Annotated in this window: 17 protein-coding genes; all 17 read left to right on the forward strand. The window is 38.7% G+C overall.

The features are described from left to right. The first annotated feature begins 11 nt into the window (after positions 1 to 11). The 17 genes from hslV to fliL all read left to right on the forward strand — a co-directional run bounded on the left by hslV (position 12) and on the right by fliL (position 14,780). Entirely contained in the window at positions 12 to 554 is a 543-nt protein-coding gene (gene hslV / locus ACH0CI_RS03515; RefSeq protein WP_013058884.1) for an ATP-dependent protease subunit HslV, read from the forward strand. Positions 555 to 570: 16 nt separating this feature from the next. After that, complete coding sequence (gene hslU, locus ACH0CI_RS03520) at positions 571 to 1,971, forward strand: ATP-dependent protease ATPase subunit HslU (RefSeq protein ID WP_013084801.1); 1,401 nt, start codon at positions 571 to 573, stop codon at positions 1,969 to 1,971. Positions 1,972 to 1,999: 28 nt separating this feature from the next. After that, positions 2,000 to 2,779, forward strand: coding sequence for a GTP-sensing pleiotropic transcriptional regulator CodY (gene codY / locus ACH0CI_RS03525; RefSeq protein ID WP_013058882.1), 780 nt, complete (start codon positions 2,000 to 2,002; stop codon positions 2,777 to 2,779). 443 nt (positions 2,780 to 3,222) lie between these two features. Continuing rightward, positions 3,223 to 3,612 carry a flagellar basal body rod protein FlgB gene (gene flgB / locus ACH0CI_RS03530; RefSeq protein WP_028411435.1) on the forward strand — a complete coding sequence of 130 codons (390 nt, stop codon included), beginning with the start codon at positions 3,223 to 3,225 and terminating at the stop codon, positions 3,610 to 3,612. 2 nt (positions 3,613 to 3,614) lie between these two features. Beyond that, a complete protein-coding gene (gene flgC, locus ACH0CI_RS03535) occupies positions 3,615 to 4,064 on the forward strand; it encodes a flagellar basal body rod protein FlgC (protein WP_028411434.1) in 450 nt (149 codons plus the stop codon). Between the two features lie 12 nt (positions 4,065 to 4,076). Then, complete coding sequence (gene fliE, locus ACH0CI_RS03540) at positions 4,077 to 4,367, forward strand: flagellar hook-basal body complex protein FliE (protein ID WP_028411433.1); 291 nt, start codon at positions 4,077 to 4,079, stop codon at positions 4,365 to 4,367. A gap of 49 nt (positions 4,368 to 4,416) precedes the next feature. Further along, positions 4,417 to 6,009 carry a flagellar basal-body MS-ring/collar protein FliF gene (fliF, locus tag ACH0CI_RS03545; RefSeq protein ID WP_406900871.1) on the forward strand — a complete coding sequence of 531 codons (1,593 nt, stop codon included), beginning with the start codon at positions 4,417 to 4,419 and terminating at the stop codon, positions 6,007 to 6,009. 11 nt (positions 6,010 to 6,020) lie between these two features. Next, entirely contained in the window at positions 6,021 to 7,040 is a 1,020-nt protein-coding gene (gene fliG, locus ACH0CI_RS03550; protein WP_025750326.1) for a flagellar motor switch protein FliG, read from the forward strand. Then, positions 7,033 to 7,821 carry a flagellar assembly protein FliH gene (gene fliH / locus ACH0CI_RS03555; RefSeq protein ID WP_182029288.1) on the forward strand — a complete coding sequence of 263 codons (789 nt, stop codon included), beginning with the start codon at positions 7,033 to 7,035 and terminating at the stop codon, positions 7,819 to 7,821. The genes fliG and fliH overlap by 8 nt, the downstream gene beginning before the upstream one ends. After that, complete coding sequence (fliI, locus tag ACH0CI_RS03560; protein ID WP_406900872.1) at positions 7,796 to 9,109, forward strand: flagellar protein export ATPase FliI; 1,314 nt, start codon at positions 7,796 to 7,798, stop codon at positions 9,107 to 9,109. The genes fliH and fliI overlap by 26 nt, the downstream gene beginning before the upstream one ends. Positions 9,110 to 9,111: 2 nt before the next feature. Further along, positions 9,112 to 9,555 (forward strand): flagellar export protein FliJ, encoded by a 444-nt coding sequence (gene fliJ, locus ACH0CI_RS03565; RefSeq protein WP_406900873.1) that lies wholly within the window; start codon positions 9,112 to 9,114, stop codon positions 9,553 to 9,555. 9 nt (positions 9,556 to 9,564) lie between these two features. Then, complete coding sequence (locus ACH0CI_RS03570; RefSeq protein ID WP_033579781.1) at positions 9,565 to 10,197, forward strand: MotE family protein; 633 nt, start codon at positions 9,565 to 9,567, stop codon at positions 10,195 to 10,197. Positions 10,198 to 10,214: 17 nt separating this feature from the next. After that, positions 10,215 to 12,842, forward strand: a complete 2,628-nt coding sequence (locus ACH0CI_RS03575; protein ID WP_406900874.1) for a flagellar hook-length control protein FliK — start codon at positions 10,215 to 10,217, stop codon at positions 12,840 to 12,842. A 9-nt stretch (positions 12,843 to 12,851) separates the two neighbouring features. Beyond that, a complete protein-coding gene (flgD, locus tag ACH0CI_RS03580; RefSeq protein ID WP_154991810.1) occupies positions 12,852 to 13,280 on the forward strand; it encodes a flagellar hook assembly protein FlgD in 429 nt (142 codons plus the stop codon). Positions 13,281 to 13,305: 25 nt separating this feature from the next. Then, positions 13,306 to 14,100, forward strand: coding sequence for a flagellar basal body rod protein FlgG (gene flgG / locus ACH0CI_RS03585; RefSeq protein ID WP_033579783.1), 795 nt, complete (start codon positions 13,306 to 13,308; stop codon positions 14,098 to 14,100). Positions 14,101 to 14,135: 35 nt separating this feature from the next. Beyond that, entirely contained in the window at positions 14,136 to 14,345 is a 210-nt protein-coding gene (locus tag ACH0CI_RS03590; RefSeq protein ID WP_025750317.1) for a flagellar FlbD family protein, read from the forward strand. 3 nt (positions 14,346 to 14,348) lie between these two features. Further along, a complete protein-coding gene (gene fliL, locus ACH0CI_RS03595) occupies positions 14,349 to 14,780 on the forward strand; it encodes a flagellar basal body-associated protein FliL (protein ID WP_028411424.1) in 432 nt (143 codons plus the stop codon). Positions 14,781 to 14,782: the final 2 nt, after the last annotated feature.

A 14,782-nucleotide genomic window follows, 5' to 3' on the forward strand; every position in this document is an offset into this window, starting at 1 on the left:
GAGGAGTTAATTTGTCTACTTTCCATGCTACTACGATTTTTGCAGTTCAGCATAACGGTCAATGTGCCATGTCTGGGGACGGACAAGTAACGTTTGGAAATGCTGTTGTGATGAAACATACTGCTCGAAAAGTAAGACGTCTATTTCAAGGGCAAGTTCTTGCCGGCTTTGCAGGTTCAGTAGCTGATGCATTCACTCTTTTTGAATTATTTGAAACGAAGCTTGAAGAGTATAACGGAAATCTTCAGCGTGCAGCCGTGGAGCTTGCTAAACAATGGAGAAGTGACAAAGTATTGCGAAAGTTAGAAGCAATGCTTATTGTTATGAACAAAGATAACTTACTGTTAGTATCAGGAACGGGTGAAGTTATTGAACCGGACGACGGCATTTTAGCAATTGGATCAGGCGGAAATTATGCTTTATCAGCGGGACGTGCATTAAAACAACATGCAGGCGAACATTTAACAGCTAAAGAAATTGCAAAAGCAGCTTTAGATGTAGCAAGTGAGATATGTGTTTATACAAATGATCATATTATTGTAGAAGAACTGTAGGAAAGGGGATTTTTTTATGAATTCTCATTTAACACCTCGACAAATTGTAGAAAAGCTCGATCAGTATATTATTGGTCAAACGAAGGCAAAGAAAGCGGTCGCTGTTGCGCTGCGAAATCGCTATCGCCGCGGTCTGCTAGACGAATCTTTACGTGATGAAGTTGTGCCGAAAAACATTTTAATGATTGGTCCTACAGGTGTGGGTAAAACCGAGATTGCACGCCGCTTAGCTAAGCTTGTCGGTGCACCTTTTATTAAGGTTGAGGCAACAAAATTTACGGAAGTTGGATATGTAGGACGCGATGTGGAATCAATGGTTCGTGATTTAGTGGAAACGTCAGTTCGACTTGTGAAAGAAGAAAAAATGAACGGCGTGCGTGATCGTGCAGAAGAAAATGCAAACAAGCGGATAGTGGAGCTTCTTGTTCCAAGCAAAAAGAAGCAGCAATCGTTTAAAAATCCGTTTGAAATGATTTTTTCAAACGGTACACAGTCAAGCGATGCGGATCCTGATCAAGATGAGGAAACGAATATTGCAACGAAGCGCAAGCAGATTGCTCATCAGCTTGCTCTAGGAGAGCTTGAAAATCATTATGTCACAATTGAAGTAGAAGAGCAACAGCCTTCTATGTTTGATATGTTACAAGGTTCGGGTATGGAACAAATGGGCATGAACATGCAGGATGCCTTAAGCAATTTTATGCCTAAAAAACAAAAAAAGCGCAAACTTACTGTTAAAGATGCACGAAAAGTATTAACAAATGAAGAAGCGCAAAAATTGATTGATATGGATGAAGTGACGCAAGAAGCTGTGAATCGTGCAGAACAATACGGAATTATTTTCATTGACGAAATTGATAAAATTGCTCAAAAAAGTGGTAATTCATCTTCCGCTGATGTTTCACGTGAAGGCGTGCAGCGAGATATTTTACCAATTGTAGAAGGATCAACGATTGTTACCAAATATGGTGCAGTCAAAACTGATCATGTTTTATTTGTAGCAGCTGGTGCTTTCCATGTATCAAAACCGTCGGATTTAATTCCAGAATTGCAAGGTCGATTCCCAATTCGCGTTGAATTAACGAAGCTAACCGTTGAAGATTTTATAAACATTTTAGTAGAGCCAGATAATGCGTTATTAAAGCAATATGCGGCATTATTGGAAACTGAAGGTATACAAATTGAATTTTCTGACGATGCTATACGTAAGATTGCAGAAATTGCATATCAGGTAAATCAAGATACAGACAATATTGGTGCAAGAAGGCTTCATACGATTTTAGAACGTTTGCTAGAGGATTTATCGTTTGAAGCACCAGAAGTAACATTAGAGAAAATTGTGATTACTCCGCAGTATGTGGAAGAAAAATTAGAAAAAATCGCTAAAAACAAAGATTTGAGTCAATTTATTTTATAGAACTGAAATCGCAGGAGGAAGAGTACTAATGGATTTATTAGGGAAAACTAGAAAGATTAATGCAATGCTACAAAAAGCAGCTGGTAAACCAGTAAACTTTAAAGAAATGGCTGAAACACTTTGCGAAGTGATCGAATCAAACGTATTCGTAGTAAGTCGTCGCGGTAAATTATTAGGAATCGCTGTTAAACAGCAAATTGAGAATGCGCGCATGAAAGATATGTTAGAAGCACGCCAGTTCCCAGAAGAATATACTCAAAGCCTATTTAACATTCAAGAAACATCTTCTAATTTAAACATTGAAAGTCAATATACAGCTTTCCCAGTTGAAAATAAAGACTTATTTGATGCAGGACTAACAACAATCGTTCCAATTATCGGAGGCGGAGAGCGTCTAGGTACGCTTGTACTATCTCGTTTAGACCGTCAGTTCGAAGACGATGATTTAATCCTTGCTGAATACGGTGCAACGGTAGTAGGTATGGAAATTCTTCGTGAAAAAGCAGAAGAGATTGAAGAAGAAGCGCGTAGCAAAGCTGTTGTACAAATGGCAATTAGCTCATTATCATACAGTGAGTTAGAAGCTATTGAGCACATCTTTGAAGAGTTAAATGGAAATGAAGGACTATTAGTCGCAAGTAAAATTGCTGACCGCGTTGGAATTACACGTTCAGTAATCGTAAATGCGCTACGTAAATTAGAGAGTGCTGGCGTTATCGAATCACGTTCGCTAGGAATGAAAGGAACTTACATTAAAGTTCTTAACAACAAATTCTTAGTAGAGCTTGAAAAATTAAAATCTAACTAAGTTTATGAACCAAAAAGCACACGGGCAAAGCCCGTGTGCTTTTTTTATATGCTCTCAGTATGAAAAGGTTCGCTCTGGATTAAGACGATTCGTTCACTATTTTTATAAATCTTTAACAAACTTCATATAAAAATCTAAAAATTATATTATAGAATCTTTAAATAGTAAAAAGATACTAGTTGATTACAAATCGTTACTTTTATTACATATTGTTCAGGACTTATGGTATGTATTTTGAATTTAAATTAAAAAAATAGAGCTAAAGTACAGCATTGATGTTAAAATATGCTTGGAAATCGAATGAAAATTTTGGTTTATAGTCCAAAAGTTCTTAAAAAAGGATAGACATTGCATGAAGTTTTTCTTACAATAAGTTCTATGGTACTAAAGTCGAAATTTGTCTCATTTTTGAGAAAAATAGAATAGGTAAGCAGGTGTAAGAATTGAGTTTGTTTTCAACTACTTTTCAAACAATTGAAAATGGAATTAGCTACGCGTCACAAAAGCAGCAGACGATTGCACAAAATATCGCAAACGTTGATACTCCAAATTATAAATCGAAAACAGTATCGCGTACGAGTGAATTTCGAGATTTATTACATAACGAGTTAGAAGCATATCAGACTGATTCAAAACATATCCCATTTTCCGATTCATCCCAGCGAGTGATTACCCAGCAAGGAAACACTTCCTATCAAGCAAATGGAAACAATGTGGATATGGATAAAGAGATGGCGGATATGGCTGAAAATCAAATTTACTATGAGGCGCTAGTAGATCGCTTAAACGGAAAATTTAATTCTCTTCAAACAGTCATTAGAGGGGGGAAATAAGTTTGACTATTTTTCAAAATATGAATATTACATCTTCAGCTTTAACTGCCAATCGTTTAAGGATGGACGTTGTTTCATCTAACATGGCGAATGCTGAAACGACAAGAGGGACGTACGTTAATGGTGAGTGGCAGCCTTACAAAAGAAAAATGGTTGTCATGCAGTCTGATCGTTCGCCTTCTTTTTCGTCTCTCTTACACTCCGAAATCAATAAAAGTCAAAACAATGGTGTAAAAGTCACAGATATCGTAGAAGATAATACTCCTTTTAATTTAGTATATAATCCGACGCATCCAGATGCGAATGACCAAGGGTACGTGCAGATGCCGAACGTAGATCCCTTAAAGGAAATGACGGATTTAATTAGTGCTACTCGATCCTATGAAGCAAACGTGACGGTCTTTAATACAAACAAAAATATATTAACAAAGACGTTAGAAATTGGAAAATAAAGGAGCGATAAAATGATTAATGGTATCAGCAATCAAATAGCAATAGCAAAAACAGCCGCTTCGACTGGCACTGGACAAACAACTCAACAGTTTTCAACGTTTTTAAAAGACTCAATCAATGAGTTAAACAATGCTCAACGCGCTTCGGATATAGCGACTGAAAAGCTTGCTAAAGGAGAAAATGTCGAACTCCAAGATGTAATGATTACTGCTCAAAAAGCAAGTATTACGATGCAAACGGCTCTTGAAATACGCAATAAAGCTGTTGAAGCCTATCAGGAAATGATGAGAATGCAAATGTAATTGAGCGGTTATTAAAGAAAATGAAAATAGTAATAACCGGAGGAATACCATGAATGAAAGAATAGCTCTTTATCGAGATAAGATGAAAGTCTTTTGGAATAACCGCAAAAAAGGACAGAAAATAGCCCTTATCGCTGCTCCTCTTGCGGCTATTCTAGTCATTAGTTTAGCATCTGTTTTCTTAAACAAAGATAAATTTGTCCCTCTTTATAGCAATCTATCGGCTCAAGAAACAGGACAAATCAAAGCAGAGCTTGATGCTAGAAGCGTTCCTTCAGAAATCTCTGATAATGGAACAACCATTTCGGTGCCTGAACAAAGCGTTGACTCGCTAAAAGTTGATTTAGCTGCACAAGGAATTCCTGATAGCGGAAGTATCGACTATTCGTTTTTTGGGAAAAATGCGAGCTTTGGTATGACAGACAATGAATTTGATGTGTTAAAACTCGATGCGATGCAAACTGAATTGGCTAACTTAATGAAAAACATTCAAGGAGTCAACGATGCAAAAGTGATGATTACCCTTCCCAATGAAAGTGTATGGGCGACTGAAAAGCAGGGAGAAGCCTCTGCATCGATTGTGCTTAATACAAAGGCTGGTTATAAATTTGATGATCAGCAAATTAAATCTCTTTATCATTTAGTATCCAAAAGTGTGCCAAACCTTCCTACAGATAATATCGTCATTATGAACCAATATTTTGAGTACTTTGATTTAAAAGGAAATGAACCGGATTCAGCTTCTAGCTCATTTGCTTCGCAGAACGAAGCGAAAAAAGAAGTTGAGCGGGATATTCAGCGTCAAGTACAGCAAATGCTAGGAAGACTGGTCGGTCAAGACAAAGTAATGGTCTCTGTTACAGCAGATCTTGATTTTACACAGGAAAATCGCGAAGAAAAGCTAGTAGAGCCTGTTGATAAAGATAATATGCAAGGAATTGCCGTTAGCGCTGAAAAAATCAATGAAACATTTTCTGGTAAAAATGCTCAAGATGGAGGCGTTGCTGGAACAGGAGAAGAAGATACAACAAATTACTCATCTAGCACAGCAAGTGGAGACGGAGACTACGAAAAAAACGAAGAACGTATTAATTATGAAGTGAATCGAATTCATAAAGAAATCGTTGAAAGTCCATACAAAATTCAAGACCTTGGCATTCAAGTAATGATAGATCCCTCCAATGCAAAAGGGAAATCACAAGTGTCCGATACACTTGAGTCAGACGTTCAAAAAATGTTAGGTACAATTGTCCGTACTTCTATTTCAAAAGATGCAAATACGAAAGCTCTCTCGGATAACGCGGTCAGCGATAAGATTACCGTTTCCGTTCAGCCGTTTAATGGACAAGAAACAGCTGACAGCACAGCAAGTTCGATTCCATTGTGGATGTATATAATCGGAGGAGCACTGCTGCTTATTATTGTTGTTCTTATTGTGCTGTTGGTTAGGAAAAGGCGTCAAGACTTAGATGAAGACGAATATGATGAAGAGTATGATGAAACTTTTGAAGCATATGAAGCGGCACAAAAAGCCCCTGTTTTAAGTGCTGAACAGCAAACAAAAAGCAATCTTGAAACGTTAGCGAAGCAAGACCCGGAAGAGTTTGCAAAGCTGCTACGAACATGGATTAGTGAGGATTAGGAGGAAAGCTAATGGTAAAGGCTATGCAAAAAAATGAGTTAACTGGAAAGCAAAAAGCAGCAATTTTGTTGATTTCTCTCGGTCCGGATGTATCAGCTTCTATCTATAAACATCTCAGTGAAGATGAAATTGAGCAACTAACGCTTGAAATTTCTTCAGTGAGAAAGGTAGAGCCGTCCCTAAAAGAAGCTGTGCTTCATGAGTTTGAACAAATAACGCTTGCTCAAAACTACCTTGAAAAAGGAGGAGTAAGCTATGCGAAACAGGTGTTAGAAAAAGCACTTGGACCAGAGCAGGCTATGATGATTATCAATCGATTAACTTCTTCTTTGCAAGTTCGTCCGTTTGACTTTGCCAGAAAAGCTGATCCTATGCAGCTGTTAAATTTTATTCAGCATGAGCATCCTCAGACGATTGCCCTTATTTTATCTTACTTAGAACCGCCGCAGGCAGGACAAATCTTATCATCACTGCCTCAGGAAAGGCAAGCGGATATTGCAAGGCGGATTGCAACGATGGGAAGTACGTCTCCGGAAGTCATTAATGAAGTGGAGCAAATTTTAGAGAGAAAGCTTTCAGCTACCGTTACCCAAGACTATACTCAAACAGGTGGTTTAGAAGCAGTAGTTGAAGTATTAAATGGAGTGGACCGAGCGACTGAAAAAATTATTATTGATACGCTTGAAATTCAAGATCCGGCATTAGCAGAAGAAATCAAACAGCGAATGTTTGTATTTGAGGATATCGTAACGCTCGATAACCGTTCTATTCAGCGTGTGATACGAGATGTAGAAAATGATGATTTATTGTTGAGCTTAAAAGTAGCAAGTGAAGAAGTGAAATCTATTATTTTTAAAAATATGTCTAGCCGTATGGTGGAAACGTTTAAAGAAGAAATGGAATTTATGGGCCCTGTGCGTTTGAAAGATGTAGAGGAAGCCCAGTCACGTATCGTTGCTGCAATTAGACGTTTAGAAGATGCTGGTGAAATTGTACTAGCTCGAGGTGGAGGAGACGATATTATTGTCTAATATCATTAAATCAACTTATACGAACAAACTTTCAGACGAAAATGCTAAGCACATTCAAGTCATTCCATTTGGTTTTCCGATACAAGATGAGCCGACAGAAGAACATCTTCAGCAAGAAAATGCACAGCACGTTATTGAACAAGCGCATAGTGAAGCTGAAATGATAAAGGCCGAGGCAGACGCTTACCGCAAACAAGCTCAAAACGAAGTTGAACGTTTGAAAAAGCAGTGGGAAGAAGAGAAGGTGCTGCTGTTTCAACAAGAAAAAAAACGCGGCTATGAAGAAGGGTACGAAGAAGGGCTGCTTCAAGGGAAACAAGAGTACGAACATGTATTAGCCATGTCGCGAAACATTGTTGACGAAACAAAGAATCAGTACTACGAATATATAAATCAATCTGAAGAAGTCATTTTTGAATTAGGTTTCACCCTAGCAGAAACGCTTTTAAATGAGCAGCTTCAAAGAGATGAATCATTTTTATCACTTGTTGCAAGGTCTTTAAAAGAAGTTAGAGAACATAAAGAAATCCAGCTTTTTGTTTCTCCCAAAAAATATGCATATGTATGTGAACATAAACGAGAACTGTTCGATTTATTAAACGGAGAAACCGGGCTGTTTATTTATGCAGATGAAAATCTTCAGGAAATGGATTGTGTCATCGATTCCTCTTATGGGCGTCTTGTTGCTTCTTTTGATAGTCAGTTAATGGAAATGAAGAAAAAATTAAAAGAACGTTTGTTAGAGGGGAGTAAACATGAAAGTCACACAACTCATTCATGAAATCCCGCGCACATCTTCTTTTAAACGGTACGGGAAAGTCAGCCGAGTAGTAGGAATGATGATTGAATCTAAAGGACCTAGAACGTCAATAGGAGATGTTTGTTTTATTCATCTCAGTGAACGAGGAGAAAAAATTCGTGCAGAAGTTGTTGGTTTTAACGGTGAGCACGTCGTTTTAATGCCTTATACGTCTGTTCGATATATCGGACCTGGCTGCCTAGTGGAAACAACAGAAAAACCTCTGCAGGTAAGCGTGGGGAAAGAGTTAATAGGTCAAGTGCTTGATTCGTTAGGCAACCCTTTAGATGGGTCTGAACTTTCTCATTATTTGCCTTTTGTTTTAACCGATCAAGACCCCCCTAATCCTTTAGAGCGCCCGCCTATTGAACAGCCTATTGAAGTAGGTGTACGGACGATTGATAGTTTGTTAACCGTAGGCCGAGGGCAGCGCATAGGTATTTTTGCAGGAAGCGGTGTTGGGAAAAGTACGCTGCTTGGGATGATTGCTCGTAATACAAAAGCAGATATCAATGTCATTGCCCTTGTAGGCGAGCGAGGAAGAGAAGTTAGAGAATTTATTGAACGAGATCTTGGAGAGGAAGGGTTAAAGCGCTCCGTTGTAGTAGTTGCTACCTCGGATCAGCCTGCTCTACTTCGAATGAAAGCAGCATATACAGCTACTTCTATTGCTGAATACTTTCGAGATGAGGGGCTGAGCGTCATGATGATGATGGATTCTGTTACCCGTGTAGCAATGGCTCAGAGAGAAATTGGATTAGCCGTAGGTGAACCTCCGACTACCAAAGGTTATACACCATCTGTTTTTGCTAGCTTGCCAAGGCTGCTTGAACGTACAGGGACTAATCAACATGGATCTATTACCGCTTTTTACACTGTATTAGTAGACGGTGATGATATGAACGAACCTATTTCGGATACGGTGCGAGGCATTATAGACGGACATATTGTACTAGACAGGGAGCTTGCCAATAAAGGTCAATATCCGGCCATCAATGTCTTAAAAAGCGTTAGTCGCGTGATGAACCATATCGTAAGTGAACGGCATAAAGAAGCAGCTGAAAAACTGCGTTCATTAATGGCTACCTACGCTAATTCTGAAGACTTAATTAACATAGGTGCCTACAAAAGAGGATCTTCTGCTTACATTGATGAGGCAATCCACTATCATCCTGTCATTGAGGCGTTTTTAAAGCAAAAAACGAACGAACATCCATCGTTTGAAACAAGTGTAACAAAGCTCTGTGAACTGTTTGTGAAAGGTGAGTAAATATGGCATATGAATTTAGGTTATCTAAAATAATGGCAATTGAGTCAAATGAAAAAGATGAACTGCTATCTCAATATAATCAGTCCTTACAGCAGTTTGAAACAGCGGGTGAAAAGCTTTATAAAAAGTTAAAAGAAAAAGAAACGCTGATTGAACAGCATACGGGCAAAATGAAGCAGGGGCTTTCTATTTTAGAAATTACATCATTTCAGCAGTTTTTAACAAGTGCCGAACGAGTGATTGAAAGGCTGCAACAAGAGGTCATGTTTGCCAGACAGCAAATGAACTTAAAGAAACTGAAGCTAGAAGAAAAGAATATAGAAGTAAAGAAGTATGAAAAATTAAAAAAGAAAGACTACGATTCTTATATAACAGCGGAAAAACAATTAGAAGCGAAGCAAATGGATGAGCTGTCTTTACAGCAGTACATGCTGCATAGAAATTAGGTGAAAAACATGGCTAAACGAAAAGAATTAAGAGAAGAGTACGAAGAAGAAAACTATGAAGATGGGAAATCTTACAGTAAAAGCCAGGTGTTTTTATTTTTAATCTTTATTCCAGCGGTGTTCCTCATCTTGGCAGCTTACATTGTCCTGACACTTTTAGGCGTCAATATAAATGATAAGGTTTCTGCTGTTACACACGCTATTCCATTTGTATCAAGTGAGCAGTCACAAAAAAATGAAAATATTCAAGAAAGCAATGAAGAAATACAAAAGCAGGTTGAGAGCCTTCAAAAGAAGCTGAGCACGAAAGAAAAGCAAATTTCAGCCTATGAGAAAACGATCAGTACAAAAGATCGTCAAATGGATGAACTAAAAATTGAAATGCGTGATATGGAAGAAAAAGCCGATGACGAAGCGAAAAAACAAAAGAACAATCAGCTGGCGAAAAAAGATGTCATTGCTACCTATGAAAACATGTCTCCTAAAAATGCAGCGCTCATTTTTGCCGAATTAAAAGAAGACAAAGCGGTCGCGATGCTTAAGCAGTTCAAAGCAAGTACAAGAACGGCAATCTTAGAAAAAATGGATCCGAAAGTAGCTGCACGCTATACGACATTGTTAACAGATCAGATTGATGAATAAAAGCAGAGGTGAAAACAGTGGAAATTTCACTACGTCCAGCAGCTGCATCAAAGGTAAACTGCGATGAAAAAGCGGCTGTTATTCAGACTCAGGGTTTTTTTGAAGAAATCGTTCAACAGCTTCAGCAGCTAAATGCGCAACCTTTAGCGAGCCGGGAGAAATCATTGAATGAACAAGCGATAAATCAAGACGTCTTTAACGCGGTCGGGTTAATTGCGATTCAGTTAAGCGAAGCAGAATATGAAGGAGATGAAGGAGATGAACCGTCTGTCTTATACGAACATCTAGCCGAAATGATCAGTAGTATTCCAAGTAGTCTAGATTTGGAACAGCCGCTTCTAAAGCTGCAGCACGTGTTAACAGAAATGCAGCAGGAACCTGTTTCATCTAAAACAGACAGTCAAGAACAATATTTGTCTTCTATTTCTAGCTTGTTGACTATATGTAAAAACACGTCGTCTGCGTTTCAAACAGAATTCGCTGAGCTGATGGAAGAACTACAAAAACCGCAGCTACAGTCAGTGAAGCTTTCAGATACGCAGCTTCAAGGCTTGGAGAAAGCTGCTGTTGAAAAAATAGAGAAAATTCATAAACAACCACGTGTATTAACCGATACCTTACATGAAAAGCGCTCAGCTGATTTTTTCGCCGTTGTTCATTCAACTTCAAAAAATTCGCTAAAAGATATGAGCGCTGTTCGTAAAGAAGAAAAAGGGCCGCTATTTAATCAGCTTCCATGGAAAAAAGATGTGGTTTTAGGTAACCCAAGTATAGATAGTGAAAGTTCTTTCACTGCTAAAACAGCCGGGGTGACGTTAAAAAATAACCCATCAGCTTTTGGAGCTGGAGAAATGCTTAAGATCCAAGAGTTTTCTATTGATCTAGGGCAAGCAAACTCTGATCATCAACAGTCTGACAATCTGGTAAATGAGCTGCAAAAAATATGGAGTAAAGCTTCGATCAGTACTGAAGAAGGAGCATCTAAGCTTTCCATTAAATTGTTTCCAAAGCAGCTAGGGACGATTTCGATTGAAGTGCTTCAACAAGACAATGAAACAATTGCGCAGGTTGTGGTAACGTCAGCGAAAACAAAAGAGCTGTTAAATTCCAACCTTTTCAGTTTACGACAAGCTCTTGCGTCTCAACGCGTAGCGGTTGATCAAGTGGATGCGGCGGGCGTTCAAGCAGCTCCAGAAAGTTCTGTAACAGAGATGAATGCTTTTGGTAAAGAAGAAAAAGAGCCGCAGTTTTCTATTGATTTAAGCCAAGTAAAATCAGACTATCAGCAGTCTAGGGATTTGGTGAATAATCTGGAAAAAATATGGAGTGAAGCTTCCATCAGTATTGAAGAAGGAGCATCCAAGCTTTCCATTCAGTTATTTCCAAAGCAGCTAGGGCCGATTTCAATTGAAGTGTTTCAACAAGACAATGAAACGGTTGCACAAGTAGCTGTATCGTCAGCGAAAACAAAAGAGCTGTTAAATGCCAACCTTTTCAGTTTACGACAAGCTCTCACGTCTCAGCATGTATCCGTTGATGAAGTGGATGTGGCTACTGTTCAAGCAGCTCCAAAAAGTTCAGTAACAGATATGACTGCTTTTGGTAAAGAAGAAAAAAGGCCGCAGTTTTCTATTGATTTAGGGAAAGCGAAATCAGATTATGAACAGTCTAGCGATCTGGTAAACGAGCTGCAAAAAATATGGAGTAAAGCTTCAGTTGGATCTGAAGAGGGGGCGTCCAAGCTTTCCATTCAGCTATTTCCAAATCAGCTAGGCACAATATCAATTGAAGTACTTCAACAAGACGATGAAACGATTGCGCAGGTTGTGGTAATGTCAGCGAAAACAAAAGAGCTGTTAGATGCCAATCTTTTCAGATTACGGCAAGCTCTCGGGTCTCAGCATGTATCGGTTGAACAAGGGGATGTGGACGCTGTTCATACAGCTTCAGAAAGTTCTGTGAAAAATATGACTGCTTTTCCTAAAGAAGAAAAAGTACCGTTTTTTAATCAGCTTCCATGGAAAAAAGATGTGGTTGTACCCAACGGAAGTATAGATACCAATAGCTTTTTGGAAAATAGCGAAAGTCCGGCAGGTACACACACAACCGGGGCGCCAGTAGAGAATCAGCCATCATCCTTTGGAAGTGGAGAAATGCCTAAGCTTCAGCAGTTCTCTATTTATCTAGGGCAAGCAAAATCTGACTATCAGCAGTCTAGCAATTTGGTAAACGAGCTTGAGAAAGTATGGAGTAAAGCTTCGTTTAGTGCCGAAGAGGGAACATCCAAGCTTCTCATTAAGTTATTTCCCAAACAGCTAGGTGCGATTTCAATTGAAATGCTTCAGAAAGACAGCGAAACGGTTGCGCGAATTGTCGTATCGTCAGTAAAAACAAAAGAGTTATTGGACTCCAATCTTTCAACTTTGCGGCACGGTCTCGCGTCTCAGCATGTATCAATTGATAAAATCGATGTGCTGCTGTCAGAACAAGCGATGTCGTATAACAATGAAAACGATCAGCAAAAAGAAAGACAGGAAAAAGAGCTGTTTAGAAACGAAGAGGAAGATCAAGATTCACAACACTTGGAAGAAGGGGCTTCATTTTTGTCTTCTTTTGAAGCAGCGCTTATTAACTACAACGTATAGGTGATAACAATGACAAATGAAATTACGTCTGACTTGTATCTAAGTAATAGGGAAACACAAGTGAAGCAAACGGGAAACAGCTCGCTTGGCAAAGATGACTTTTTGAAGCTTTTGATTGCTCAGCTTCAAAATCAAGATCCAATGAATCCAATGGAAGACAAAGACTTTATTGCTCAAATGGCTCAGTTTTCATCTCTTGAACAAATGACAAATATGAGCACATCGCTCAATACGTTTGTAACGCAGTCTCAGGCTTCTCCTATTTTAAAAGGAAGCGAATTAATTGGTAAAACCGCTGCATGGTTAGATGAAGAAGGAAATAAAAAGCAAGGAGTCATTTCAACAGCATCCGTCAAAAACAATGAGGTATCGTTTACGATCAACGATGAAAATCATACGGTACTTTCGCTAAACGATATCTTAGAAGTAAGCAGTTAACCAACCAAATTTAAGGAGTGATTTTATGTTACGTTCGATGTATTCAGGAATCAGCGGCATGAAAAATTTTCAAACTAAATTAGATGTCCTAGGAAATAACATTGCCAATGTTAATACATACGGCTATAAAAAAGGACGTACAACGTTTCAAGATTTAGTAAGTCAGCAGGTAGCAGGAGCGACGGCACCGGGAGCTAACCGTGGAGGTGTTAACGCTAAACAAGTTGGGTTAGGTTCACAAATTGGCACGATTGATACAGTTCAAACGGCAGGAAGCATTCAGTCAACGGGACGTCCGCTTGATTTGGCTATTTCTGGGGATGGGTATTTTGTTGTAAATGATGGAAACACAAATTATTACACAAGAGCAGGTAATTTTTATTTGGATAGCAGCGGTAATTTGGTAACGGGTGATGGACTGTATGTACAAAAAACTGGAGGAGGGAATATTAATATTCCTTCAACAAGTAAGAGCTACAGTATAGGAGCAAATGGGAAGGTTAATATCATAGATGCTAACGGAAATATAACTCCAAATACACCAACAATTGAACTTGCTAAATTTGCAAATAATGAAGGACTCCAAAAGGCAGGAGGAAATTTATTTACTCAAAGCGTAAACTCAGGAAATCCTTTGCTAGGAGCTCCAGGAGCCAACGGTACAGGAACCTTCGTCTCAAGCGCCCTTGAAATGTCCAACGTTGATTTATCCGAGGAATTCACGGACATGATTGTTGCACAGCGCGGATTTCAAGCGAATACAAGAATTATCACAACATCCGATGAAATACTGCAAGAATTAGTGAATCTAAAACGATAGGCGGGAGGAAGGAGTAGGTATTACTCCGGTTGATTATGATCACTTTAACGAGGCTAAACGGCAAAACATTTACGTTAAATGCTCTTTACATCGAGCAGGTTGAGGCATTTCCAGATACAACTATTACGCTAACAAATAACAAAAAGCTAGTGGTAAAGGATTCAGTTGAAGAAGTGAATGAGAAAGTGACGAGTTATTATCAGCGAATTAACGTATTAGGGTTGCAGCAAACGACGGAGGAATAAAGTGTGTTCAAAAATAAGCTAATTAGTAAGATGATTATTATCCTGCTTTCTCTTACTTTAATAGGAAGCATTGCGGTTATTGTGACGTTAAAGTATACGGAGCAGGCAAGTACCGAAAAAGGTCCATCTATCGACGATGTGATTAAAGCTTCTGTGGATGTAACGGATATCAAAACCAATTTAAAAAGCAATAACTACATCAGCATCTCCTTTAAAATTCAAATGGATAGTAAAAAAGCGGCAGCAGAGCTTCAAAAAAGAGACTTTCAAGTAAGAGACATTATTATCAAACGGCTCTCCGATATGAGTGCTCAAGATTTTGAAGGAACGCAAGGGCTCAGTACGTTAGAAACAGATATTGCAAAGCAAATTGATCAATTAATGGAAAACGGACATGTTGTTAAAATTTATACAACGTCTAAAGTGTTGCAGTAAAG

The organism is Priestia sp. 179-F W1.4 NHS (assembly GCF_045369295.1).
In the GTDB taxonomy this organism is placed as follows: Bacteria; Bacillota; Bacilli; order Bacillales; family Bacillaceae_H; genus Priestia; species Priestia zanthoxyli.

Coding starts and splice junctions, on each gene's coding strand:
- hslU (WP_013084801.1), top strand. CDS start 571: ATGAATTCTCATTTAACACCTCGACAAATTGTAGAAAAGCTCGATCAG.
- codY (WP_013058882.1), top strand. CDS start 2,000: ATGGATTTATTAGGGAAAACTAGAAAGATTAATGCAATGCTACAAAAA.
- fliE (WP_028411433.1), top strand. CDS start 4,077: ATGATTAATGGTATCAGCAATCAAATAGCAATAGCAAAAACAGCCGCT.
- fliF (WP_406900871.1), top strand. CDS start 4,417: ATGAATGAAAGAATAGCTCTTTATCGAGATAAGATGAAAGTCTTTTGG.
- fliG (WP_025750326.1), top strand. CDS start 6,021: ATGGTAAAGGCTATGCAAAAAAATGAGTTAACTGGAAAGCAAAAAGCA.
- fliI (WP_406900872.1), top strand. CDS start 7,796: ATGAAAGTCACACAACTCATTCATGAAATCCCGCGCACATCTTCTTTT.
- fliJ (WP_406900873.1), top strand. CDS start 9,112: ATGGCATATGAATTTAGGTTATCTAAAATAATGGCAATTGAGTCAAAT.
- ACH0CI_RS03570 (WP_033579781.1), top strand. CDS start 9,565: ATGGCTAAACGAAAAGAATTAAGAGAAGAGTACGAAGAAGAAAACTAT.
- flgD (WP_154991810.1), top strand. CDS start 12,852: ATGACAAATGAAATTACGTCTGACTTGTATCTAAGTAATAGGGAAACA.
- flgG (WP_033579783.1), top strand. CDS start 13,306: ATGTTACGTTCGATGTATTCAGGAATCAGCGGCATGAAAAATTTTCAA.
- ACH0CI_RS03590 (WP_025750317.1), top strand. CDS start 14,136: ATGATCACTTTAACGAGGCTAAACGGCAAAACATTTACGTTAAATGCT.